This window comes from Streptomyces sp. NPDC048637, from assembly GCF_040650675.1.
Taxonomy (GTDB): Bacteria; Actinomycetota; Actinomycetes; order Streptomycetales; family Streptomycetaceae; genus Streptomyces.
This window is the reverse complement of sequence record NZ_JBEZHQ010000005.1, coordinates 128,070-149,872: the sequence shown is the minus strand read 5'-3', so window position 1 is coordinate 149,872 and position 21,803 is coordinate 128,070. Positions and strand designations below refer to the sequence as shown.

The 21,803-nt window shown below is 69.6% G+C and carries 24 protein-coding genes and 4 pseudogenes; 17 read left to right on the top strand and 11 right to left on the bottom strand.

From position 1 onward, the window contains the following. Positions 1–26 precede the first annotated feature (26 nt). Both AB0C46_RS09945 and AB0C46_RS09940 read left to right on the top strand, forming a co-directional pair. A complete protein-coding gene (locus AB0C46_RS09945) occupies positions 27–683 on the top strand; it encodes a hypothetical protein (protein WP_362827180.1) in 657 nt (218 codons plus the stop codon). Positions 684–915: 232 nt separating this feature from the next. Beyond that, the gene (locus AB0C46_RS09940) at positions 916–1,413 is read left to right on the top strand and encodes a S1 RNA-binding domain-containing protein (protein ID WP_362827178.1); all 498 of its coding nucleotides are present in this window, start codon (positions 916–918) and stop codon (positions 1,411–1,413) included. A 41-nt stretch (positions 1,414–1,454) separates the two neighbouring features. On the opposite strand, the gene AB0C46_RS09935 is transcribed toward AB0C46_RS09940, so the two are convergent. Further along, positions 1,455–1,601 carry a hypothetical protein gene (locus AB0C46_RS09935; RefSeq protein WP_362827176.1) on the bottom strand — a complete coding sequence of 49 codons (147 nt, stop codon included), beginning with the start codon at positions 1,599–1,601 and terminating at the stop codon, positions 1,455–1,457. A gap of 9 nt (positions 1,602–1,610) precedes the next feature. After that, positions 1,611–1,928 (bottom strand): hypothetical protein, encoded by a 318-nt coding sequence (locus tag AB0C46_RS09930; protein WP_362827174.1) that lies wholly within the window; start codon positions 1,926–1,928, stop codon positions 1,611–1,613. Between the two features lie 705 nt (positions 1,929–2,633). Here AB0C46_RS09930 and AB0C46_RS09925 point away from each other — a divergent pair. The 5 genes and pseudogenes from AB0C46_RS09925 to AB0C46_RS09905 form a co-directional block, all read left to right on the top strand. Beyond that, positions 2,634–2,942, top strand: a pseudogene (locus AB0C46_RS09925) (recombinase zinc beta ribbon domain-containing protein); the annotation flags it as partial. Beyond that, positions 2,943–3,392: a hypothetical protein gene (locus tag AB0C46_RS09920; protein WP_362827173.1), complete on the top strand. Its 450-nt coding sequence runs from the start codon at positions 2,943–2,945 to the stop codon at positions 3,390–3,392. Then, positions 3,361–3,630 (top strand): annotated as a pseudogene (locus tag AB0C46_RS09915) (transposase); the annotation flags it as partial. The gene AB0C46_RS09920 and the pseudogene AB0C46_RS09915, both read left to right, overlap by 32 nt. Before the next feature lie 141 nt (positions 3,631–3,771). Then, positions 3,772–4,119: pseudogene (locus tag AB0C46_RS09910) on the top strand (AMP-dependent synthetase); the annotation flags it as partial. Beyond that, positions 4,116–5,756, top strand: coding sequence for an AMP-binding protein (locus tag AB0C46_RS09905; protein ID WP_362827171.1), 1,641 nt, complete (start codon positions 4,116–4,118; stop codon positions 5,754–5,756). The pseudogene AB0C46_RS09910 and the gene AB0C46_RS09905, both read left to right, overlap by 4 nt. 191 nt (positions 5,757–5,947) lie before the next feature. Here AB0C46_RS09905 and AB0C46_RS09900 read toward each other — a convergent pair whose 3' ends face one another. The 3 genes from AB0C46_RS09900 to AB0C46_RS09890 form a co-directional block, all read right to left on the bottom strand. Then, positions 5,948–6,328 carry an MmcQ/YjbR family DNA-binding protein gene (locus AB0C46_RS09900; protein WP_362827169.1) on the bottom strand — a complete coding sequence of 127 codons (381 nt, stop codon included), beginning with the start codon at positions 6,326–6,328 and terminating at the stop codon, positions 5,948–5,950. Positions 6,329–6,389: 61 nt separating this feature from the next. Beyond that, positions 6,390–6,953 (bottom strand): GNAT family N-acetyltransferase, encoded by a 564-nt coding sequence (locus tag AB0C46_RS09895; RefSeq protein ID WP_362827168.1) that lies wholly within the window; start codon positions 6,951–6,953, stop codon positions 6,390–6,392. Between the two features lie 88 nt (positions 6,954–7,041). Continuing rightward, on the bottom strand, positions 7,042–7,626 hold the full coding sequence (locus tag AB0C46_RS09890; protein ID WP_362827166.1) for a short chain dehydrogenase: 585 nt from the start codon (positions 7,624–7,626) through the stop codon (positions 7,042–7,044). A gap of 111 nt (positions 7,627–7,737) precedes the next feature. Here AB0C46_RS09890 and AB0C46_RS09885 point away from each other — a divergent pair, with 111 nt between their 5' ends. Beyond that, positions 7,738–8,682 (top strand): helix-turn-helix transcriptional regulator, encoded by a 945-nt coding sequence (locus AB0C46_RS09885; protein WP_362827164.1) that lies wholly within the window; start codon positions 7,738–7,740, stop codon positions 8,680–8,682. Here AB0C46_RS09885 and AB0C46_RS09880 read toward each other — a convergent pair. From AB0C46_RS09880 to AB0C46_RS09865, 4 genes are all read right to left on the bottom strand, one after another. After that, positions 8,657–9,400: a hypothetical protein gene (locus AB0C46_RS09880; RefSeq protein ID WP_362827163.1), complete on the bottom strand. Its 744-nt coding sequence runs from the start codon at positions 9,398–9,400 to the stop codon at positions 8,657–8,659. The two genes, AB0C46_RS09885 and AB0C46_RS09880, sit on opposite strands and share 26 nt — an antisense overlap. Before the next feature lie 595 nt (positions 9,401–9,995). After that, entirely contained in the window at positions 9,996–11,453 is a 1,458-nt protein-coding gene (locus AB0C46_RS09875; RefSeq protein ID WP_362827441.1) for a catalase, read from the bottom strand. Positions 11,454–11,748: 295 nt separating this feature from the next. Then, positions 11,749–12,645, bottom strand: coding sequence for a 2-hydroxy-3-oxopropionate reductase (locus AB0C46_RS09870; protein WP_362827162.1), 897 nt, complete (start codon positions 12,643–12,645; stop codon positions 11,749–11,751). 30 nt (positions 12,646–12,675) lie between these two features. Next, a complete protein-coding gene (locus AB0C46_RS09865; protein WP_362827160.1) occupies positions 12,676–13,518 on the bottom strand; it encodes a TIM barrel protein in 843 nt (280 codons plus the stop codon). A 134-nt stretch (positions 13,519–13,652) separates the two neighbouring features. Between AB0C46_RS09865 and AB0C46_RS09860 the strand changes: the two genes are divergently transcribed. The 8 genes from AB0C46_RS09860 (at position 13,653) to AB0C46_RS09825 (ending at position 20,152) form a co-directional block, all read left to right on the top strand. Then, positions 13,653–13,922: a hypothetical protein gene (locus AB0C46_RS09860; protein ID WP_362827158.1), complete on the top strand. Its 270-nt coding sequence runs from the start codon at positions 13,653–13,655 to the stop codon at positions 13,920–13,922. Continuing rightward, positions 13,919–14,317 carry a helix-turn-helix domain-containing protein gene (locus tag AB0C46_RS09855; protein ID WP_362827156.1) on the top strand — a complete coding sequence of 133 codons (399 nt, stop codon included), beginning with the start codon at positions 13,919–13,921 and terminating at the stop codon, positions 14,315–14,317. The genes AB0C46_RS09860 and AB0C46_RS09855 overlap by 4 nt, the downstream gene beginning before the upstream one ends. A 415-nt stretch (positions 14,318–14,732) precedes the next feature. After that, positions 14,733–15,245 carry a 2-oxo-4-hydroxy-4-carboxy-5-ureidoimidazoline decarboxylase gene (uraD, locus tag AB0C46_RS09850; RefSeq protein WP_362827154.1) on the top strand — a complete coding sequence of 171 codons (513 nt, stop codon included), beginning with the start codon at positions 14,733–14,735 and terminating at the stop codon, positions 15,243–15,245. Then, on the top strand, positions 15,242–15,667 hold the full coding sequence (uraH, locus tag AB0C46_RS09845) for a hydroxyisourate hydrolase (protein ID WP_362827153.1): 426 nt from the start codon (positions 15,242–15,244) through the stop codon (positions 15,665–15,667). Before uraD ends, uraH begins: the two co-directional genes overlap by 4 nt. Positions 15,668–15,755: 88 nt before the next feature. Next, positions 15,756–16,670, top strand: coding sequence for a factor-independent urate hydroxylase (gene pucL / locus AB0C46_RS09840; protein WP_362827440.1), 915 nt, complete (start codon positions 15,756–15,758; stop codon positions 16,668–16,670). An 86-nt stretch (positions 16,671–16,756) separates the two neighbouring features. After that, positions 16,757–16,951: a hypothetical protein gene (locus tag AB0C46_RS09835; protein ID WP_362827151.1), complete on the top strand. Its 195-nt coding sequence runs from the start codon at positions 16,757–16,759 to the stop codon at positions 16,949–16,951. Positions 16,952–16,996: 45 nt separating this feature from the next. Further along, complete coding sequence (locus AB0C46_RS09830; RefSeq protein ID WP_362827150.1) at positions 16,997–18,400, top strand: 8-oxoguanine deaminase; 1,404 nt, start codon at positions 16,997–16,999, stop codon at positions 18,398–18,400. A gap of 303 nt (positions 18,401–18,703) precedes the next feature. Further along, entirely contained in the window at positions 18,704–20,152 is a 1,449-nt protein-coding gene (locus AB0C46_RS09825) for a nucleobase:cation symporter-2 family protein (RefSeq protein WP_362827438.1), read from the top strand. 100 nt (positions 20,153–20,252) lie between these two features. Here AB0C46_RS09825 and AB0C46_RS09820 read toward each other — a convergent pair whose 3' ends face one another. Further along, on the bottom strand, positions 20,253–20,807 hold the full coding sequence (locus AB0C46_RS09820) for a TetR/AcrR family transcriptional regulator (RefSeq protein ID WP_362827149.1): 555 nt from the start codon (positions 20,805–20,807) through the stop codon (positions 20,253–20,255). Positions 20,808–20,880: 73 nt separating this feature from the next. Between AB0C46_RS09820 and AB0C46_RS09815 the strand changes: the two genes are divergently transcribed. Further along, entirely contained in the window at positions 20,881–21,009 is a 129-nt protein-coding gene (locus AB0C46_RS09815) for a hypothetical protein (protein ID WP_362827147.1), read from the top strand. Here the strand turns inward: AB0C46_RS09815 and AB0C46_RS09810 are convergent. After that, positions 20,990–21,651 (bottom strand): annotated as a pseudogene (locus AB0C46_RS09810) (aminotransferase class III-fold pyridoxal phosphate-dependent enzyme). The gene AB0C46_RS09815 and the pseudogene AB0C46_RS09810 sit on opposite strands and share 20 nt — an antisense overlap. Positions 21,652–21,803: the final 152 nt, after the last annotated feature.

Genomic DNA, 21,803 nt, shown 5'->3' with positions numbered 1-21,803 from the left:
AAGTGTTTTACGGGGGGCGGTCGGTCGTGGGTGTTGTGCTGCCTGGGTGGGCTGATGAGGTTCTCGACATCATCGGCGTGTCGTGGCCGAATGTGGATGAGGACGACTACCGCGAGACGGCGACGGCCATGCGGGAGTTCGCCGACGACATCGATGAAGGCGCGAACGAAGCGCGCACCGCTATCCAGGGGTTGGTGGGCTCGGCGGGCGGCTCACTGGCAGTCGAGGCGCTGAACGCGCACTGGGGCAAGATCAACGGCCAGCATCTGAAGGGTCTTGCCGATTGCGGCCGCATGGCGGCCACCGCCATGGACGGCGTCGCGGTCCTCATCGAGGGCGCGAAGATCGGCGCGCTGGTCCAACTCGGCATCCTGGCCGCAGAGGTGATTGCCGCGCAGGTCGCGGCCCCGTTCACTCTCGCCCGACCTCCTGGGACTGACCGCAGGACCCAACCCGCGAACCTATGTTCGCAACCCGCACGCTCAGACGGATCATCTCGGCTTGGCAGCTGGGCCGACGCGAGTCGGCCAGGGAGGGACTGGACCCGGCGGAGCACCCAGCCACTTGTAGCGCTGACGGCAAGCTTCACCAAGGAACGGCCTATCTTGGTGACGACGAAGTCGTCGCTGCACGGTATGCGGGAGAAGGGGGATTCGAGCCGGGTTTCTAGGAGTACACCATGAAGTCAGAATTTCGCGATGAATTCCCGTCTGATAAGTATCGGCAGTCGCATATAAATTCGCGAGGTAGGGATGAGTATGAGTGGGCCATGCCCACGGATAAGATCCCTCGCTTCAACGAACTGATCGACGGTGAACCCGTCTGGTGGGACTCTATCGATGGGTATTCCAACAGGACTCAGTGACGTCGAAGCGGGAAGTGGAGCTTGCCAGAGCCAAACAGAGGAAGAGGATTATGGAATTTCGGAACAAACCTGATCAAATCCAGCCAGGCGATATCTGTAAGGGAATCGTCACGGGAATCATGGATTTTGGGGTATATGTGGACCTCGGTGACGCTGAGGGCCTGATCGACCGTCTGGAGATCTCATGGAAACGTCAGGAGGATGTGTCGAAAATCCTTCGCGCGGGCCAAGACGTCACGGTGCAGGTGCTGGACACCGAGGTAAAGCACGGTGCGATCCGACTGTCGCTCAAGGCTCTGATCCCGGACCCGATGCTGGAGTTTGCTCAGGATAAGCTCGGTGAAACCATCCCGGTCCGCGTCTCACGCATCGGGCCGATTGGCGTGTTCGCAGAGGTTGCCGACGGCCTCTCAGGCTTGATCTTCCCCCGACTGCCGGAAACCGATCCCGACGATCCGCAGCGGAGGCTCCAGGTAGGCGACGACTTCCTCGTAACGGTTCTCCGAGTCAACGTCTATAATCGCCAGATTGTCCTTAGCCTTACGTGACGTCCTGCCGGTTGTGTGGAATTTCAGGACAGCGCAACGCCTTAACTAAGGATGTCTTCTTTCGCCTCCTCCATCGCTTCCACCCAAGCGGCTCGGTGGACCGTGGACATCACCTTCAGCGCCTTCTCGGATTTCGGCCGGATTTCCATATCGCCGACGTGGCCCGGTTCCGGGTACAGCACGCTCACTTCGACGCCTCATGCGGATGCGGTGTGACTGGAATGGCCGGCCTTGAGGAGATCACCCCAGGCCCAGCACACAATCGGGAAGCCCAGGGCGTCGAGGGCGAGGCGGGCGGTCCTCACGTCGGATGGGTTGATGCCGGTGGCCTCGGCGATCAGATCAAGGACGTAGTGGAGGCCGGTGCCGACGAGGGCGTACCACTCGCGGTTCTGGCTGAAAGTCGCACTGTGTGCTGCGGTAAGGCGTGAGGCGGCGGCTTCGACCTGGGCGCGGGTGATGATGTGGCGGGTACCGCCGGAGACGAACTCGGCGGTGTCGGGCTTGTTCCTCAAGATGGTTCACTTTCTTGGCGGCGGGCGGGGCCGGACAGACCAACAGTTCCTCTGCGGCATCTTTGTCGCTCCAGGTCCGGAGCGCACGGCGCTTTCTCAACTCCGTCCAGAATGGCCTCGTCGGATTGCGTTTCGGCTGGCGGTTACGGAACCGCCGACGAACGCCCTGTGGATGCCAGTCAGTGCTCAGCGTCGGCAATGGCATCCAGGAGAGCGATGGAGGGACTCGCGCAGTGGGCTTGAGGCGGGTCTGCGGTTCGGTGCCGTGTTGGGCGGAGCCGAAGAACAACGCCTGGCGCAGTTCGGAGTAGTTGGCGGCAGCACGTGACGTAGTCAGCGCGTCGCCGGCGAGTTGCAGGCGGTTGTCGCACGAATCAATCAGGAGCCGAGGAGGGAGGGCATCCCGGCGGCGTCGCTCCGTACGGCTGGCGCATCGAGAACAAAGGGAAGCGCGGTAAGAGCCGAATCATCCTGGATGACGAACACACGGCGCCTCTGCTGCATCAGGCGTGGAAGCGCATCGTCGAAGAAGGAGTGGCTCCGCACGCTGTAGAGGACGAGTTCAACAGGAAGGGGATTCCTCGCCCGACGAAGGGCTACTGACCGCGCGGATCGCTGCGTCATATCCTGACCGGCCGCGCGGTTCAAGAAGCAATTCGCGTCCACAGGGATCCTTCCAGCAACAGCGGTAGGCGGGGCACGTGACTGAACAACGAAGGAAAGCCGCTGTACGGCGAAACGGTTGTCATCCAGCTGCCGCCGCTTTTCACGAAGGAGGAGCTGAAGCGCCTCAACGTCGCTCTGGCCCGCACGGTTCGCGGGTCTGTACCGGAAGCCACCATTCATCCCCTCAGTCGACGCATCGTGGGGGCATGCGGCAAGCACTACACCGGCACCAGCCGTATCGGCAGAGATGACGGACGGGCATATCGCTGCACTGGTAAGAACCAGCAATATGCCGGTGCACAGCGATGCGACTGTGCACAGATCAATGCCGGTGTGCTGGAGAGGAGGGTGTGGAACGAAGCCTGCGCGTCGCTTGAGGACCCGGACCGTCTGGTGGCCATGGCAGAGGACTGGATCGATTTCGGTCAGGTGGGTCAGGTGGATTACGCCCGCCGGATTGCCGACCTGGAAAAGCAGGTGGCGGCAAACGACGCTGCCATTTCGGCGGCTGTGGTCGCGGCTGCCAAGCAGCCGGATGCCAAGGTCGCCATCGAGCAAGCAGTTCTCACGTTGGCCAAGGAGCGGCAGCACACCGTACAGCTTCTGGAGGACACCAAGTTGTGGCGGCAGGAAGCTGAGGATGCCGCGCAGCGAGGGCGTGACCTTCAGAAGCTGGTCGAACTGGCCCGGCACCGCTTGCGCGACATGGGGCCGGAGCAACAGGCCATGGTTCTCGACCTGTTGGAGATCCAGGTCACCCTCCTGGGTGGGACCCCCGAGGAAGGTGCGGAGCGATGACGGCGTCAGTGCGTGGTTCCGTGAGCGTGCTCGTCGCGTTCCTCTGTTGACGGACGAGGCATGGGCGAAGGTCGAGCCTGTCTTCGTAGATCGAAAGGGTAGGCGGCTGCGAGATCCTCGGGGCACCCTGGACGCCACGCTGTACAAGGTGCGTACCGGGTGTCCTTGGAGTGGCTTGGACGCTCCGGTGGGCAACCTTGCGGGTGTATGGCAGCGATGGCTGACGTCGGGCTTCTGGGAGCGGCTGATGGACGCATGGGTGGATGTGCCGGGGGAGGCGCCCCCGGAGGGCGGAGTGATGCTTGCGCCCCTTGAGGTCCGGGGACGGGGTGATCTCCGGATGAGGTTTGGTGGAGATCTGTTGCCTGAAACGGGCGGTCTGTTCAAGGCGTCCGACTGCACGATCTCCCCGTTCGAGCTGGAGAGCGCCCTGCTGGAGCACGAGGCGGTCGCCGAGGCCGCTGTGGTGCCGGCCCCGGACCCGCTGCGGCGGTCCGTGCCCAAGGCGTATGCGGTGCCGGCGGCAGGGTGGTCGCCCGGCCCGGAGACCGCAAGGCTGATCTTCGAGCACTCCCGCGACGTCCTGGCCCCCTGCAAGCGCATCCGGCGGCCGGAGTTCGCCGACCTGCCGAAGACCGTCTCCGGCAAGATCCGCCGTATCGAGCTGCGCGAGCGCACCGCGCAGGGCGACGGCGGCGCCGAGTACTGGGAGGAGAACCACCGATGAGCCAGCAGCACCCGGAGCTGTCATACGCCTGCGGGACCGCCGAGCAGCCGCTGCTCGGCCATACCATCGGCACCGATCTGGCCCGCACCATCGCCCGGTTCGGCGACCGCGAGGCGCTCGTCGAGGTGGCGAGCGGCCGCCGCTGGACCTACACCGAACTGGGCCGCGCGGTCGACGAGGTGGCGCTCGGTCTGCTGGCCAAGGGCGTCGCCAAGGGCGACCGGGTCGGCATCTGGGCACCCAACTGCGCCGAATGGGTCCTCGTCCAGTACGCCACCGCCCGGATCGGGGCGATCCTCGTCAATGTCAACCCCGCCTACCGCGTCCACGAGTTGGCCTACGTCCTGCGGCAGGCCGGTATCACCCTCCTGGTCTCCGTGACCCACCACAGGACCAGCGACTACCGCGGGATGATCGAGCAGGTACGCACCGAGAGCCCGGAGCTGCGCGAGGTGGTCTACATCGGCGACCGGACCTGGGGCGAGCTGCTGGCCGCCGGCGCCACCCTCCCGCAGCACCGGCTCACCGACTGCGAAAAGGCCCTGACCGCCGACGACCCGGTCAATATCCAGTACACCTCGGGCACCACCGGCTTCCCCAAGGGCGCCACCCTCTCCCACCACAACATCCTCAACAACGGCTACTGGGTCGGCGAGACCCTCGCCTACACCGAACAGGACCGGGTGTGTCTGCCGGTGCCCTTCTACCACTGCTTCGGCATGGTCATGGGCAACCTCGGCAGCACCTCGCACGGCGCCTGCATCATCATCCCGGCCCCCGCCTTCGACGCCGCCACCACCCTGCGCGCCGTCCAGGACGAACGCTGCACTTCCCTCTACGGCGTCCCCACCATGTTCATCGCCGAGCTCAACCACCCCGACTTCGCCTCCTACGACCTCTCCTCCCTCCGCACCGGCATCATGGCGGGCTCGCCGTGCCCCGAGGAGGTGATGAAGCGGGTGGTCGCCGAGATGCATATGACCGAGGTCTCCATCTGCTACGGCATGACCGAGACCTCACCGGTCTCCACCCAGACCCGCCGCGACGACGACCTCGCACACCGCACCGCGACCGTCGGCCGGGTGCTGCCGCACATCGAGGTGAAGGTCGCCGATCCGACGAGCGGGGTGACCGTGCCCCGCGGCACCCCCGGGGAGCTGTGCACCCGCGGCTACAGCGTGATGCTCGGCTACTGGGCGGACCCCGAGCACACCGCCGAGGCCATCGACGCGGCCCGGTGGATGCACACCGGCGATCTCGCGGTGATGAACGACGACGGCTATGTCCGGATCGTCGGCCGCATCAAGGACATGATCATCAGGGCCGGTGAGAACGTCTACCCGCGCGAGATCGAGGAGTTCCTCTACTCCCACCCCAAGGTCGCCGATGTCCAGGTCGTCGGTGTCCCCGACGAGAAGTACGGCGAGGAGATCGCCGCCTGTGTCATCCTCCGCGACCCCGAAGACCCGCTCACCCAGGACGAGTTGGCCCGCTACTGCCGGTCCCGGCTCGCGCACTACAAGGTGCCGCGCCACCTGGTGGTGCTCGACGCCTTCCCGATGACCGTCAGCGGCAAGGTCCGCAAGATCGAACTGCGCGAGCGGCTGGCGAAGGAGCTGGGGCGGGTGCCGCAGTGACCGCGCGCCCGGGGTGCCGGGCGCGGGCGCTCAGCGGGGCCGCGCCGCCTCCTGCGGGACGTACCCCAGATCGACCGGCCCGGGTGCCCGGGTGCCGTGGCGTGGCCGGACGGGCCACGCCACGGTGCGAGCGGGACCGGAGAGGCGGGGCGGCCAGAGCGGTGGCCGGGTTCCCGGCCGGGGGCGGTGGTTCACGCCCGCCGCTCACCGGGCCAGTCCAGCAACAGGCGCTGAGCCTTGGGCAGCGAGGCGACGACGAGGTCGTACGAGTCCTCGATCATGTCCAGCACGAGCCGGTCGGGAAGGTCTCCGTCCAGTGAAACGGTGTTCCAGTGCCGCTTGTTGAGGTGATAGCCCGGCACCACCTCGGGGTGCGCCGCCCGCAGCCGCTCCGCCAGCTCGGGCTCGCACTTGAGGCTCACGGTGAGCGGCGCATCCGTCAGTGTGGTCAGTGCGAAGATCTTGCCGCCGACCTTGAAGGTCGACACATCCGGGTGCCGCGGGAAGGGGAACTCCTCGCTCGCACCATTGAAGTCCAGGCAGACGGCCCGCAGGGCATTCGCGTCGATCATCCTGACATTCTCGCGGCCGGGAGCCGGCCGCGGCCGTGGTGGGCTCGCGCGGCCGCAGGTTTCACCGCGGCGGGGGTGCGCCGACGGTCGGCTCGTGGCACCCGAGTGGGCCGGGCTCGCGGCGCATCGCGGCCCGTGGCCAGCGGTCGAGCCCCAGGGACGCCTCATGGGCGCGGATCGCCCGTAGTCCCGGGGTGAGTTCGGCCTCGGGGAGGATCCGGAACCCGATCCGGGCGTAATACGGCGCGTTCCACGGCACCTCGGTGAAGGTGGTCAGGGTCAGCGCGACCGGGCCACCGTCCCGCTCCGCCCGGTCGATGAGTGTCCGGCCGATGCCGCGGTGGGCCCGGTCCGGGTGCACCGACACCTGCTCGATGTGCGTACAGCCGTCGACCGGCTCCCAGAGCAGATAGCCGACCGGGCGGCGGCCCGCGCCGCCCGGCCCTGGTTCCTCGTACGCGGCCAGCACCCGCCCCGCCCGCTGGAACGCCGTCAACTGCGCCGGCGACGGCGGCTCGTCGTCGGCGACCGAGGCCATACCGAGTCCGCGGAAGGGCTCCCCGGCCGCTCGCTCGATGGCGCGCAGCGCGGGCAGTTCGTCGAGGGCGGGTACCTGGATGATCACGAGGTCAGTGTCGCCGGTTCCGGCGGCGGGGGCGAGTGATTTCCGTGGGCGGCCGGTGGACCGCTCGCGGGCGGTGACGCCCGGAGGCTCACCGCCGCCGGCCGTCCGGCGCGCGGGCGTTGAGGTGCGCGACGTACGCGCGGGCCACCTCGGCGGCGGGGGTGCCGTCGGACGGATCGAGCCCCATACCGGTGAGGGTTTCGGCGACCCAGCCGGGGCTGACCACGGCCAGGCGCAGGCCACGCGGCATCTCGATGGCCGCGGCCCGTACGAAGGCATCGAGGCCGGCATTGACGAGGGCACCGAACGCCCCGCCCGGTGTGGGCTGCTCGAACACTCCGCTGGTGAGGACGATGACGCCGCCGTCCCGCAGATGGGGCAGCGCATGGCGGACCAGATGGACCTGGCCGAGGAGCTTGCCCTGCAGGCCGGTCGTGAACTCCTCGTCCGAGGGGGAGTCCAGCGGCGTCAGACGGCCGCTCGCCGCGCAGCAGATGACCGCGTCCACGTCCCCCACGGAGGCGAAGAGGGCGTCGACGGAGGCCCTGTCCGTCAGGTCGACCCGGACGGGGCCGCGGCGCGCGGCGCGGACGACCTCATGGCCGCGGTGTTCCAGTTGCCGGGCGACGGCGCTGCCGAGGGTGCCGGTCGCTCCGATCACAATGATCTTCATAGGGCCGATGCTGCCGGTTCTCCGGCCGCCCACCCAGCCCTCTGCTGAGGGGAGGAACGCCGGTCCTACCCCTGTCAGGTGCAGCCGGCGCCCGCCCGGCACACTTGCGCCATGGACCGGACACCGGAGCTGGGAGAGTTTCTGCGCACCCGGCGGGCGCGACTGTCACCGCGGGATGCCGGGCTGACCGACTACGGCGGCCGGCGGCGCGTGGCGGGCCTGCGGCGTGAGGAGCTGGCCCGGCTGGCGGGCATCAGCGTCGGCTACTACACCCGCCTGGAGCAGGGCACCGTCGGCTCCCGAGCCTCCGACGCCGTCCTGGACGCGCTCGCCCGGGTGCTGCGTCTGGACGCGACGGAACGGGGGCATCTGTACGGGCTGGCCCGGCCGGAACGGCGGGCCGCCCGCGCCGCTGAACGTCCCGAGTGCCCGGCCGAGCAACTGCGGCCGTCCGTAAGGAACATGATCGGGACGCTGGGGGACGTTCCGGCGCTGGTGCTCGGCCGCTTCGTGGACGTACTGGCCTGGAACCGCGCGGGGCATGCGCTGCTCGCCGGACATCTGCCGTTCGACGCGCCGGAGCACAGCGGCGGCGACGGCTCCGGCGGCCCGCCCGAGCGGCCGAACATCGCCCGGATGATGTTCCTCGATCCGCACACCCGGGCGCTGTACCCGGACCGGCCGGCCAAGTGCCGTGACACGGTGGGCGACCTGCGGCTGATCGCCGGGCGGTGGCCGGACGCCCCGCGGCTGGCCGGTCTGATCGCCGAACTGCAGCGGGAGAGCGGTGAGTTCAGGGAGCTGTGGGCGGCCCATCCGGTGCGGACCTGCGCGACCCACACCCGCACCTACCGGCACCCGGTCGTCGGGCCGCTCACGCTGACCGACGAGCTGCTGACGCTGCCGGACGACCCGGGGCAGCGGGTGGTGATCTATCACGCCGAGTCCGGGTCGCCGTCGGCCGACGCGCTGCGGCTGCTGACGACGGCGGCCGCGGACGGCCCGCTCACCGCCCCGCTCACCGCCCCGCTCACCGCCCCGCCGCGCCGTACTTGATCAGCTCGTCGGCCGGGTCGTTGACCGGCTGCGGGGTGCCCGTGAGGTCCATGACGAACAGCGGGAGGTGCAGCTCGTCGGCGCGGGCACGGGCGTCGCGGGCATAGCCGGCGAGGGAGAAGAAGACGGCGATGGCCGAGTCGTTGAGGCCGTTGAGCCAGAGGCATTCGATCTCGCGCAGCTTGGTGGCGCGGGTGGTCGGGTCGACCTGGGCGACCACACCCGTCCCGCGCAGGTCCACCCCGGAGGCGGTGCGCTCCTGGGTCCGTGCGGTATCGGCGTAGCCCAGCCACTTCAGATACTGCTCGGCGGCGGTGACACAGTCGCGGGCCGTACGGATCGTGACCGGGCGGAACGCGGGCCGCAGGACGGCGCGCGGAGGGTCGGCGGCGGGTGGTGGCGCGGACCTTCGCGCGGGCGGTCCGGGCGACGGGAAGTTCGGCGGCGGCGGGGTGGGCGCCGGGGCGACGGGCACCCGGACGACCGTGCCGCAGGCGCAGCCGGACTCCGGTGCCGGCCACTCGTCCTGCCGTCCGCAGACCTCGCAGCGCACCTCCACCCAGGAGGCCTGCCAGGTGCGGTGCAGTATCTCGACGGGCACTCCGCCGCGCAGCACGGGCAGGGTGAGCGGGGCACCGCATGCGCACGGGAAGGTGGGCGGGGTGAAGGCGTTCTCGCGGCGGCACGTGGGGCACCGCACCGGCACGCTGTCGGCCATGGTCGGCTCCTGGCAGATCGGGCGGCAGACAGGTCGGATCTGCTGCTGCCCCCATGGTCTCTCCAAACCCGGTTGCAGGGGGCCGAATTGCCGCGGAGAGCCCCGGGTGGGGGAGAACGCCGGGGAGCCACGGCGCACGGAGGGAGCGCACCGCGGCGCACAAGGCCCTCGTCGTAGCGGCGAGGCCTCACAGGGCTTGGGTATCTGGGACGCCCTACAGGGCTCGGGTGCCGGCGACGCCCCATAGGGCTGGGTAGCGGCGACGCCCCACAGAGTTCGGGTACCTGCGACTCCCCCCCCATACACAGGGCCCGGCACCCGTGACCGTACGGATACCGGGCCCTGTTGTGGTTCCCGTCCGACAGCGCGAGTGATCGGGCGCGACAGGGCATCGCACCGCCGGACGGAGTCTGCGGGGGTGGAGTGGTGGAGGCGGGCTCCGCGGCGGGGGAGCGGCTCACCCTTCCTGTCGGGCGAGCGCTGCCACCGCACTGCATGCTCCCCGTGTGCCGGGGAGCCCGCGCTCCCTCTCCGTACCGGCCGGCCACCCCTCAGCGGGCCGGCCGGTACGGACGCACAAGGAACTGACCTCCCGTCAGTCCTCGCGCAGTTCGCGGACCCTGGCCTCGACGCGGTTGCCGTAGTCGGGGTCGGCGGCGTGGAAGTGGGCGAGGTTTTTCTCGATCACATCGTCGCGGCCGACCTGGGAGAGGCCGCCGGCGATGTTGTTCACCAGACGCTTCTTCTCGTCCTCCGACATCAGCCGGTAGAGCTCACCGGCCTGGAAGAAGTCGTCGTCCTTGGTGTGCGCCGGGGCCTCATGGGTGCCGACGTGGCCGGAGACGGCGAGCGGGGCGGAGAGCGGCCGGCCGGTCTCCGCCGGGCCGCTGTAGGAATTGGGCTCGTAGTTCTTGGCGTACCGGTCGTAGCCGTTGGCCGCCATGAGGCCGTCCCGGCCGTAGTTGGCGGCGGTGGTCGCCTTGGGGGCGTTCACCGGCAGCTGGGTGTGGTTGACGCCCAGGCGGTAGCGGTGCGCGTCGGCGTAGGCGAACAGCCGGCCCTGGAGCATCTTGTCCGGGGACGGGCCGATGCCCGGCACGAAGTTGTTCGGGGAGAACGCGGACTGCTCGACCTCGGCGAAGACGTTGTCGGGGTTGCGGTCCAGGACCAGGCGGCCCACCCGCTGCAGCGGGTAGTCGCTGTGCGGCCACACCTTCGTGAGGTCGAACGGGTTGAAGCGGTACTGGGCCGCCTCGGCCGCCGGCATGATCTGCACATACAGGGTCCAGGAGGGGTACACGCCCCGCTCGATGGACTGCAGCAGGTCGGTCTGGTGGCTGTTCGGGTCCTTGCCGGACAGCTCGGCGCCCTGCTCGGCGTCCAGGCAGCGGATGCCCTGGTTGGTCTTGAAGTGGTACTTGACGAAGAAGGCCTCGCCCTCGGCGTTCGTCCACTGGTAGGTGTGCGAGCCGTAGCCGTTCATGTGGCGGTAGGAGGCCGGGATGCCGCGGTCGCCCATGAGCCAGGTGATCTGGTGGGTGGCCTCGGGGGCGTGCGCCCAGAAGTCCCAGACGTTGTCCGGCTCCTGCTTGCCCGTGAAGGGGTCACGCTTCTGCGAGTGGATGAAGTCGGGGAACTTGATCGGGTCCTTGATGAAGAACACCGGGGTGTTGTTGCCGACGAGGTCGTAATTACCCTCCTCGGTGTAGAACTTCAGGGCGAAGCCCCGCGGGTCACGGGCCGCGTCCGGGCCACCGAGGTTGTCGGCGACGGTCGAGAAGCGGATGAACGTCTCGGTCCGCTTGCCGACGGTGTCGAGGAAGTCGGCGTGGGTGAAGCCGGTGACGTCATCGGTCACCTCGAAGTAGCCGTACGCCCCGGAGCCACGGGCGTGCACGACACGCTCCGGGATGCGCTCGCGGTTGAAGCGGGCGAGCTTCTCCAGCAGGTGCTGGTCCTGGAGGACGATCGGGCCGCCGACGCCGGCGGTGGCGGAGTTCTGGTTGTCGGCGACGGGGGCGCCAGCCTCCGTAGTGAGAAAGCGCGCCGGCAGCGTGGGCTTCGACATGGTGACCTTCCGTACGAGAGCGCGGAAGTTGGCTTCCGCATGTCGGGAGCGTAAGAAGCGCCCCGACCAAACGTCAACGGTTTGTTGAAGCAAACCTGGGGTGTCCGGGAGTGTTCCGGACGGCGGCCACGCCTGGGCGCGACAGGACAAGTGTCGGCGCGGCCGCCGCCCGGAAGCGGGTGGGAAGCGTCTGGACGCCCCGGACCTCCAGGAGGGCCGGTCGAGGCAGACGAAGGGGGGCGGCCGCCTGCGGAGCGGGATCCGCTGCGCCGCCACGGACTCAGCTTTCGGTGGTGTGTCCGGAGAGGCGTTCGACGCCGCGCAGGAGGGCGGAGTGGTCGAGGCCGCCGTCGCCCTGTGCGCGGAGGGCGGCGACGAGTTGGGCGACGACGCTGCCGACGGGCAGGGCGGCGCCGACTGTGCGGGCGGCGTCGGTGACGATGCCCATGTCCTTGTGGTGGAGGTCGATGCGGAAGCCGGGCCGGAAGTCGCGGGTGGTGAAGTTGTCCTTCTTGCGGGCCAGGACGGTGGAGCCGGCCAGTCCGCCGCCCAGGACGTCGAGGGCGGCGGGCAGGTCGACGCCGGACTTCTCCAGGAAGACGACGGCTTCGGCGCAGGCCTGGATGTTGACGGCGACGATCAGCTGGTTGGCGGCCTTCACGGTCTGGCCCGAGCCGTGTGGCCCGCACCGCACGATGGTCTTGCCCAGCGCCTCCAGGAGGGGGCGGGCGGCGTCGAAGTCGGCCTGCTCGCCACCCACCATGATCGACAGGACGGCCTCGATGGCGCCGGCCTCGCCGCCGGAGACCGGGGCGTCCAGGACCCGGAGGCCCTTCTCGCCTGCGGCGTGGGCCAGGTCGACCGAGGTCTGCGGGGTGATCGAGGACATGTCGATCAGCAGCGCCCCGCGCCGGGCATGGGCCAGGATGCCGTCGGGGCCGTAGGCGATGGCCTCGACCTGCGGGGAGGCGGGGACCATGGTGATGATGACGTCGGCGTCGGTGACCGCCTCGGCGATCGAGCCGGCCGTGCGCCCGCCGTTCCTGGCCAGCCGCGCCAGCTTGTCGGCCTCCAGGGTGTAGCCGGTCACCGAGTAGCCGGCCTTGATCAGGTTCTCGGCCATGGGCGAGCCCATGATGCCCAGACCGATCCACGCGATCCTGGGAAGATTGCTCATGAGTGTCTCTTTCGAAGAGCGTGCGACGTGTCAGGAGTGGGCTGCACGATGGTCGGCCGGGAGCCAGTTGAAGGCCTCGGCGCTGGGGGCGTCGCCGGGCTTGTACTCCAGGCCGGTCCAGCCGTCGTAACCGGCCTTGGCGAGGCGGTCGAGCAGTCCGGTGAAGTCGAGCTCGCCGGTGCCGGGAGCGCCGCGGCCGGGGTTGTCGGCAATCTGCACATGCGCGGTCTTGGCGGTGTAGCGGTCGATGACCTCGTCCAGGTCCTCACCGTTCATCGACAGGTGGTAGAGGTCCATCAGGAAGCGGGCGTTGTCCAGGCCCGTCGCCGCATTCACCGCGTCCACGACCTCGATCGCCTTCGGCGCCGAGACGATCGGGCAGTGCGGCGACTCGGGCGCATTGAGCGCCTCGATCAGCAGCGTGCCGTCCACCGCTGCCACCGCCCGCGCGGCGAGCGCGAGGTTCTCCAGTGCCAGTCGGTCCTGCTCGGCCGGATCGACGCCCTCGACCCGGTTGCCGTACAGGGCGTTGAAGCTCGTGCACCCCAGTGAGCGGGCGAACTCCACCGCCACCGGGACGTTCGCGCGGAACTTCTCCGACTCCTGGCCCGGAACCGACAGCGCACCACGGTCCGGCCCCGGCAGCTGCCCGGCATAGAAGTTCAGCCCCACCAGCCGCGTCCCCGCGTCGTGGAGCGCCTCGCGCAGTGCGTCCAGCTCCGCCCGATCCGGCACCGGGGCATCCACCCACGGCCACCACAGCTCCACCGCCGTGAAGCCCGCCGCCCGTGCGGCCGCCGGCCGCTCCAGCAACGGAAGCTCGGTGAACAGGATCGACAGATTGACGTTGAAGCGCGTGTCCGGGAAACCCATAACGGCGGCGCCCTTCCGGATAGTGGAACTGTTTTTCTGCTTAATGGAACACTGCCTGGCAGGCTCGGAGGCTGTCAAGGGGGCCCCGGGGCAATTTCTGGTGGCCGGGCCGAACCGCGCGTAGGTTGAGCGGCGTGCGATTGAGAGTGGAGTTCACGACGGAGCCGTTCGACCTGGACGAGGCGCCGGCGCATGCGGTGGTGGCGCGGGACGTCGTCACGGGCGCCGAGCTGGACGCCGTTGACGTCGGTCCGTTCGGCAATACGGCCGAGGGCGACGCCGATCGGGTGCTCGATGCGGTGACCGCCCTGCTGCGTGAATCCCTGCAGGCGGGTGCCACCAGGGTCTCCGTGCAGGTCAATGTCATCGGTGAGGCCGGTCAGGGCGAGGGGGACGCGACGTGACGGATCCCGCCGACCACCCCTTCGTCCAGGCGGTCAAACCGCTGGTCGACGCGATGGGTGGCCAGATGGTCGCACCGGACCTGGCCGAGGGCGACGATGTCGTCCTGGCCTGGGAGGGGCAGGACCGGGTGGCCGTACGGCTCCCGCACCTGTCGGACTCGCTCGACCACATCCTCGCCGAGCTCCAGCGCCGGCACGGGGTGCCCTTGGCGGATCTGGACCGTAAGACCAAGCAGTCGGTGGTCCGGATTCTGGAGTCCCGCGGCGCCTTCTCGGTCCGGCACGGCGTGGAGACGGTCGCCGGTGCGCTCGGGGTGAGTCGCTTCACCGTGTACAACTACCTGAACCGGGAGAACGCGTCGCGGGACGCGAAGCCGCAGGTGGAGGGCTCGTAGCGGCCATTCCCACAGCCGGGCGGTTCGCCGGCCGTGGCGGCCGAGTCCCTTCCGGGGCCGGCTGCCGCGCCGTTTCCCGATGCCGTTTCCCGATGCCGTTTCCCGATGCGTTTCCCGATTGGCTGGGTCGGGGGTGCGGGGCGTGCCGGGGCGCCGGAGACTGGCCGCGTCCCCTGTCGGCCGCGCAGTGAGCGGGCCGGCGTTCCGCTGAGCAACAGGGAGTGGACAGCGGCTTCGGGGGCGGGACCAGCAACTGCGGACAGCGGCTTTTGTGTCGCCGAGTTTTCAACAAAGTGTTGACGTGTTGTTGCCGGGGGTCTTAGCTGTTTCCAGCCAAGCAGAGCTGTCCAGCACCACCAGGCCACGGAGGCTTCCCGTGTCTTCGAGTTCACCACGCTCGACGGGGGACACCCCCGTGCCCCCGACGGGGCTCACCCGGTTCAACAGCGCCGACGACGGTACGGCACGCGCCGCACTGCACGAGGTGTGCGCCAGCAGGGCATGGGGCGAGCGGATGCTCGCCCGGCGCCCCTACGCCACCACCGACGCCCTGTTCGCCGCAAGCGACGCCGCCATGGCCGGGCTGACCGCGGCGGATCTGGCCGAGGCGATGGCCGGACACCCGCCCATCGGCCGGCCGAAGCCCGGTGACCCGACCTCGCGCCGCGAGCAGAGCGGTATGGCGGGCGCCTCCGACGCGCTCAAGGCGGAGATGCTCGAACTCAACCTGGCCTACCAGGAGAAGTTCGGGCATGTCTTCCTGATCTGCGCCTCCGGCCGCACCGGAGAGCAGATGCGTGACGCGATCCGTAACCGGATCGACAACACGCCGGAACAGGAACGAGAGATCGTTCGTGCGGAACTCGGCAAGATCAACCGCATTCGTCTGACCCGTATCGCGGAGCACGCAGAAGGAGACGCAGCATGAGCAGCGAGACGGCTGCACCGACGTCGGTGTCCACCCACATCCTGGACACCAGCGTGGGCCGCCCCGCGGAGGGCGTCGCCCTCACGCTCTCGGTGCGCTCCGGCAGCGACGGCGCCTGGACCGCCCACGGCGCGTCCACGACCGATGCGGACGGACGCTGCAAGGACCTGCCGGCCCTGCCGGCCGGCACCACCCATGTGCGCCTCGACTTCGCCGTCGAGGAGTACTTCGTTTCGCACCAGCACCGCGCAGACCGCAAGGCACACCAGCAAGCCGAGGAACAGCAGGACGCCCCCCGCGTAAGGGACAGCGGAGCTTTCTTCCCGGAGGTGGCAATCACCTTTGCCGTCCAGCCGGGCGAGCACTATCACGTACCGCTGCTGCTCAACCCGTTCGGCTACTCCGTATACCGAGGGAGCTAGCACCGACATGACTGCCCATTCCCGCCCGGCCCGCGCTGCCGATTCCCGCCCGGCCCGCGCTGCCGATTCCCGCCCGGCCCGCCCTGTGATGCTCGGCCAGAACCAGTACGGCAAAGCGGAGAACCGCGTCGTCAAGATCACCCGGGACGGCGACACCCACCACATCAAGGACCTGAACGTCTCGGTGTCGCTCTCCGGCGACCTGGAAGAGGTCCACCTCTCCGGCTCCAACGCCCACTGCCTGCCGACGGACACGACCAAGAACACCGTGTACGCCTTCGCCAAGGAATACGGGATCGAGTCGGCCGAGCAGTTCGGCATCCACCTGGCCCGGCACTTCGTCAGCAGCCAGGAGCCCATCCACCGGGCCCGTATCCGGATCGAGGAGTACGCCTGGGAGCGGATCGCCACCTCCGACGCCAACTCCCGCTTCATCGGCGCCGACGAGGTCCAGCACTCGTTCGTCCGCCAGGGCCAGGAGACCCGGCTGACCGAGATCACCTACGACGGTGAGCGGTGGCAGGTCATCTCCGGGCTGAAGGACCTCGTGGTGATGAACTCCACCAACTCGGAGTTCTGGGGCTACATCAAGGACAAGTACACGACCTTGAAGGAGGCCTACGACCGCATCCTCGCCACCGAGGTGTCCGGCCGCTGGCGGTTCAACTGGACCGACGACGAGCAGCGGATGCCCCAGTGGGAGCGTTCGTACGAGCAGGTCAAGAAGCACATGCTGCAGGCCTTCGCGGAGACCTACAGCCTCTCGCTCCAGCAGACCCTGTACCAAATGGGGGCGCGCGTGATCAACAACCGGTCCGAGATCGACGAGATCCGCTTCTCGCTCCCGAACAAGCACCACTTCCTCGTGGATCTCGAACCGTTCGGGCTCAAGAACGACAACGAGGTGTACTACGCGGCCGACCGCCCGTACGGCCTGATCGAAGCCACTGTTCTGCGCGACGGTGTCGAGCCCAAGATCCCGGTGGATCTGACGAACCTCTGAGCGGCTCCGACGCAACGCCGTGCCGTGCGTTCCCCTCCCCACCCCCGCAGCGGGGAGGGGAACGCACATCCTGAGGGGAACGACCTATGGCACAGCACTCGCACGACCCGCACCACTCCGCGTCCCCGGTCCATCCGGTGGACGAGAAGCCGGCGGCCAGCGCCGGAGCCCAGACCGCGGTCGCGCTCAACCCGTTCTTCCACCCTCTCGGCACCCGGAGCACCCCACGGGCAGCGGTACTGTCAGCCGCCTCGTCCGGCACCGGCACTCAAATCCCCTAGGGCCATGCCGTGCCCACCGCCAGTACCGAAAGAAGGAACCGCACCATGGCTGCACCGGCATCCCCTGACAGCGCGGTGAAGCAGCGCCTCGTCATCGAGAACTGTGCCATCGCGACCGTCGACGCCCACGACACCGAGTACGCCACCGGCCATGTGGTCGTCGCCGACCGCATCATCGAGTCGGTGGGCGCCGGCCCGGCCCCCGAGGGCCTGGCGAACGTGGTCCGCCGGATCGACGGCACCGGACACCTGGTCACCCCCGGCCTGATCAACACCCACCACCACTTCTACCAGTGGATCACCCGGGGCCTGGCCACCGACCACAACCTCTTCAACTGGCTGGTCGCGCTGTACCCGACCTGGGCCCGGATCGACGCCCCGATGCTCGCCGCAGCCACCCAGGGCTCGCTCGGCATGATGGTCAAGGGCGGTGTCACCACCGCCTCCGACCACCACTACGTCTTCCCCCGGGGCTCCGGCGACCTCGTCGGCGCGGAGCTTGCGGCGGCCGCGGAGATCGGTGCCCGGATCACCCTGGCCCGCGGCTCCATGGACCGCAGCGAGAAGGACGGCGGGCTGCCCCCGGACTTCGCCGTCGAGACCACCGAGGGCGCCCTGCTGGCGACCGAGGAGGCCATCGACACCCACCACGACGCCTCCTTCGGCTCGATGGTGCACCTCGCCGCCGCGCCCTGCTCGCCGTTCTCCGTCTCCACCGAACTCATGCGGCAGGGCGCCGAGTTGGCCCGCCGTAAGGGGGTACGGATGCACACCCACGGCTCGGAGACCGTGGAGGAGGAGAAGTTCTGCCACGAGCTGTTCGGCATGGGGCCGACCGACTACTTCGAGTCGACCGGCTGGCTCGGTGACGACGTGTGGATGGCGCACTGCGTCCACATGAACGACTCCGACATCGCCGCCTTCGCCCGCACCGGTACCGGCGTCGCGCACTGCCCGTCCTCCAACGCCCGCCTCGCGGCCGGTATCGCCCGGGTCCCCGACATGCTGGCGGCCGGCGTCCCGGTCGGCCTCGGCGTCGACGGCACCGCCTCCAACGAGTCCGGCGAACTCCACACCGAGCTGCGCAACGCCCTGCTCATCAACCGCCTCGGCGCCCACCGGGAGGCCGCCCTCAACGCCCGCAAGGCGCTGCGGCTGGGCACCTACGGCGGCGCGCAGGTCCTCGGCCGGACGTCCGAGATCGGCTCGCTGGAGGCCGGCAAGCTCGCCGACCTGGTGCTGTGGAAGCTGGACGGCCTCGGCCACTCCTCCATCGCCGACCCGGTCACCGCGCTGGTCTTCGGCGCCGCCGCGCCGGTCACTCTCTCCCTCGTGGGCGGCCGGCCGGTCGTCGAGGACAACCACCTCAGCAACGTCGACGAGGACACCATCGCCCGCACCGCGCGGGCGGAGGCACAGCGTCTGGCCCGGATCGCCGCCGAGGGCTGACCCCCACGGCGCGGTCACCGGACCGACGCACACCCCTGACTCGGCCGGGAGGGACGGCTCCCGGCCGGGCTTGTGGATCCGAGCGGGATCCACAAGCGCCGGACCCCGGGGCTGCGGGAACTCCCGTACCCCCGGGGCCGGTAGGCCCGGCACACCGCCGTCCACGCGCCACCAGCGCGCCGTGCCGCACCACGCTCACCAGGCGACTCCCGCAGTACGCACCACATGGCAAGCCCTCCGTGACAGCCTCGCCTCGCCGGCCCCCGGCGACGCAGAAAACGAAGGAGGCCCGCAGTGGCCGCAATGACCGGGCAGAAGTCGGAGGGCGACCGGAAGCATCCGGTCGACGAGACCCTCCCGCCCTTCAAGATGTTCACCAGCGGCCTCCAGCATGTGGCCGCGATGTACGCGGGTGTGGTGGCCCCGCCGATGATCGTGGGTCCGGCCTGCGGGCTGAGCGCCACCGAGACCGCCTTCCTGATGGGCGCCAGCCTCTTCACCGCGGGCATCGCCACCCTCCTCCAGACCCTCGGCTTCTGGAAGATCGGCGCCAAGCTGCCCTTCGTCAACGGCGTCTCGTTCGCCGGTGTCACGCCGATGGTCGCCATCGGCAAGGCCCAGAGCCCCGGCAACGCCCTCCCGATCATCTTCGGCGCGGTGATCGTCGCCGGTGTGCTGGGATTCCTCCTCGCGCCGTACTTCTCCAGACTCGTACGGTTCTTCCCGCCGGTGGTCACCGGCACCGTCATCACCCTGATCGGCGTCTCGCTGCTGCCGGTGGCGTTCAACTGGTCCCAGGGCGGCAACGACCGGGCACCGGACTACGGTTCGCTGACGAACATCGGGATGGCCGCGCTGACGTTCCTGATCGTGCTGGTGCTGCGCCGGGTGCTGCGCGGCTTCCTCCAGCAGATCGCGATCCTGCTCGGTCTGATCGCCGGCACGCTGATCGCGATACCCGTCGGCATCACCAACTTCTCGGCGCTCTCCGAGGCCTCCCTGCTCGGCTTCCCGACGCCGTTCCACTTCGGCGCCCCGCAGTTCGACATCGCCGCGATCGTCAGCATGTGCATCGTGATGCTGGTCTGTATGACCGAGTCGACGGCCGACATGCTCGCCCTCGGCAGGATCGTCGACCGCCCGGCGGACGAGCGCACCATCGAGGGCGGACTGCGCGCCGACACCCTCGGCACCGCGATCAGCCCGCTGTTCAACGGCTTCGCCAACAGCGCCTTCGCCCAGAACATCGGCCTGGTCGCGATGACCAAGGTGCGCAGCCGCTTCGTCGTGGCCACCGGCGGTCTGATCCTGATCGTGCTGGGTCTGTGCCCGGTGGCCGCCTCGGTCATCTCGCTGGTCCCGCTGCCGGTCCTCGGCGGCGCCGGTATCGTGCTCTTCGGCTCGGTGGCCGCCAGCGGCATCCAGACGCTGGCCTCCGCCGCGATGGAGAAGGGCGACAACGCCCTGATCGTCGCGGCGTCCGTCGGTATCGGCCTGATCCCGATCGCCGCCCCGGACTTCTACCACCACCTCCCCAAGGACCTGCTGGTCGTCCTGGACTCCGGCATCAGCACCGGCTGTCTGGTCGCCATCGTCCTCAACCTCGCCTTCAACCACTTCGGCCGGAAGGCGGCGGACGGGGACGCTGCGGACGATACGGCCGCGGCCCACGGCGACCCGGATACCCCACCGCGCCCCGCCCCCGGCACCACGGACGACATCGGCGAGCCCGCGGCGGCGCCCGCCCCCTGACGCCGGGCGGACCGACGGCCCGTAGGGGAGCGGCAGCGGGAGCCCCCTACGGGCCGTCGGTCGATATGCGGCGGCGGTGCGGAAGGCCGGCCTGCGGGATTCAGCCCAGCAGGCCGCGCAGCAGCTCGCGGATGCCCGGTCCCGGGTCGAAGTCCTCGGCGGGGAAGGCGAGTTGATGGAAGGCGACACCGTCCATGTAGTCGAAGAGGAGCTCGCAGTGCCGCCGCGGGGTCGGTGAACCGAAGCGCTGCAGCCACTCCGCCCCCCAGCCGGCGACGGTCTCGCGGCCGCGGGTGAGCGTCGGGCGGAGTTCGGGCCGGGCGGTGGCCTCCAGGTAGAGCGCGAAGCGGGCGGCGGTCCTGGCCCGCTCGGGTCCGGTCGCGTACTGCAGGAACCGGGTGACGGTGCCGGCGAGTTCACCGGCGTCGGCCGGGGTGGCGGCCGCGGCGAAGTGCTCCCAGTCGCGGCGCTCCAGGACCTGGAGGTGGTCGAGGATGCCGTCGATCAGCGCCGCCCGGTTGCGGAAGTAGTTGGAGGTGGTGCCCGACGGGACTCCGGCGGCGGTGTCGACGGCCTGGTAGGTCAGCCGCCGCGCCCCCTCGCTCCCCAGTACCTGAATCCCCGCGTCCAGTACCTGCTCCCGCCGTCGTGCCACCCTGAGCGCCCTTCGCCATGACTTTTACTATGTTTGTAGTGCCGATCCACTACAGGCATAGTACCGTCCCGGCATGACCCGGAAACAGCGCACGGCGACCGTCGTCGGCGGCGGTATCGGCGGGCTCGCCACCGCCCTCTCCTCGAAGTGTGCCGCCCTGTGCCCGTCATGGCGGCCGCACATCAGGGGCGGGGTGCGGTGAGTACCTCGGCGAGCTGGTCGGTCATCCAGTCGAGCTCGTCGGCCTCGATGACCAGGGGAGGGGCGAGACGGACCGTGGAGCCGTGGGTGTCCTTGGCGAGGATGCCGCGGGCCAGGAGCCGTTCGCAGGCCTCGCGCCCCGACATGAGCCCGGGGTCGATATCGATACCGCTCCACAGCCCACGGCTGCGGACGGCACGGACGCCGTGGCCCATGAGGGCTTCGAGCCGCGTGCGGTGCTGCTCGCCGAGCCGGGCGGCCCGTTCCTGGTATTCGCCGGTCCGCAGCAGCTCGACGACGGTGTGGCCGACGGCGGCGGCCAGCGGGTTGCCGCCGAAGGTCGAGCCGTGGTTGCCGGGCCGGAGTCCATCCCGGCGAGCTCGGCGAGATCCCGGCAGAACGGGCCGAGCCGGTCGTTGTGGAAGGCGCGGCTGGTCAGGGTGAGGCGTTCGAGCTGTTCCCGGGCCGCGGCCAGCAGCCGGGGGTGGCCGTGGCCGAAGTTGAGTGCCGAGTAGCCGGCCAGGCAGTCCAGATAGCGGCGTCCGTCGACGTCGGTCACCCAGGCGCCCCGGCCGGAGGTGAGGACCACCGGCAGCGGGCTGTAGTTGCGGGCGGTCGCGGTCTCGGCGAGGTCGATGTGCAGCGCGGTCCCGGAGCCGGCCGGGCGGCCGCCGGTGGTGTCGGCGGTGTCGGTGGTGGTCACGTGCGGGTCCTCTGTTCCTGGGTGCGGGGGTGCGGGGGTGCGGGGGTGCGGGGGTGCGGGGGTGCGAGGAGTGCGGGGATTGTGGGAGTGCC

What these genes read in the sequence shown, in the direction of transcription:
- AB0C46_RS09940 (WP_362827178.1), top strand. Translation starts at nt 916, where the DNA reads ATGGAATTTCGGAACAAACCTGATCAAATCCAGCCAGGCGATATCTGT.
- AB0C46_RS09905 (WP_362827171.1), top strand. Translation starts at nt 4,116, where the DNA reads ATGAGCCAGCAGCACCCGGAGCTGTCATACGCCTGCGGGACCGCCGAG.
- AB0C46_RS09900 (WP_362827169.1), bottom strand. Translation starts at nt 6,328, where the DNA reads ATGATCGACGCGAATGCCCTGCGGGCCGTCTGCCTGGACTTCAATGGT.
- AB0C46_RS09890 (WP_362827166.1), bottom strand. Translation starts at nt 7,626, where the DNA reads ATGAAGATCATTGTGATCGGAGCGACCGGCACCCTCGGCAGCGCCGTC.
- AB0C46_RS09885 (WP_362827164.1), top strand. Translation starts at nt 7,738, where the DNA reads ATGGACCGGACACCGGAGCTGGGAGAGTTTCTGCGCACCCGGCGGGCG.
- AB0C46_RS09880 (WP_362827163.1), bottom strand. Translation starts at nt 9,400, where the DNA reads ATGGCCGACAGCGTGCCGGTGCGGTGCCCCACGTGCCGCCGCGAGAAC.
- AB0C46_RS09870 (WP_362827162.1), bottom strand. Translation starts at nt 12,645, where the DNA reads ATGAGCAATCTTCCCAGGATCGCGTGGATCGGTCTGGGCATCATGGGC.
- AB0C46_RS09865 (WP_362827160.1), bottom strand. Translation starts at nt 13,518, where the DNA reads ATGGGTTTCCCGGACACGCGCTTCAACGTCAATCTGTCGATCCTGTTC.
- uraH (WP_362827153.1), top strand. Translation starts at nt 15,242, where the DNA reads ATGAGCAGCGAGACGGCTGCACCGACGTCGGTGTCCACCCACATCCTG.
- pucL (WP_362827440.1), top strand. Translation starts at nt 15,756, where the DNA reads ATGCTCGGCCAGAACCAGTACGGCAAAGCGGAGAACCGCGTCGTCAAG.
- AB0C46_RS09835 (WP_362827151.1), top strand. Translation starts at nt 16,757, where the DNA reads ATGGCACAGCACTCGCACGACCCGCACCACTCCGCGTCCCCGGTCCAT.
- AB0C46_RS09830 (WP_362827150.1), top strand. Translation starts at nt 16,997, where the DNA reads ATGGCTGCACCGGCATCCCCTGACAGCGCGGTGAAGCAGCGCCTCGTC.
- AB0C46_RS09825 (WP_362827438.1), top strand. Translation starts at nt 18,704, where the DNA reads ATGACCGGGCAGAAGTCGGAGGGCGACCGGAAGCATCCGGTCGACGAG.
- AB0C46_RS09815 (WP_362827147.1), top strand. Translation starts at nt 20,881, where the DNA reads ATGACCCGGAAACAGCGCACGGCGACCGTCGTCGGCGGCGGTATCGGC.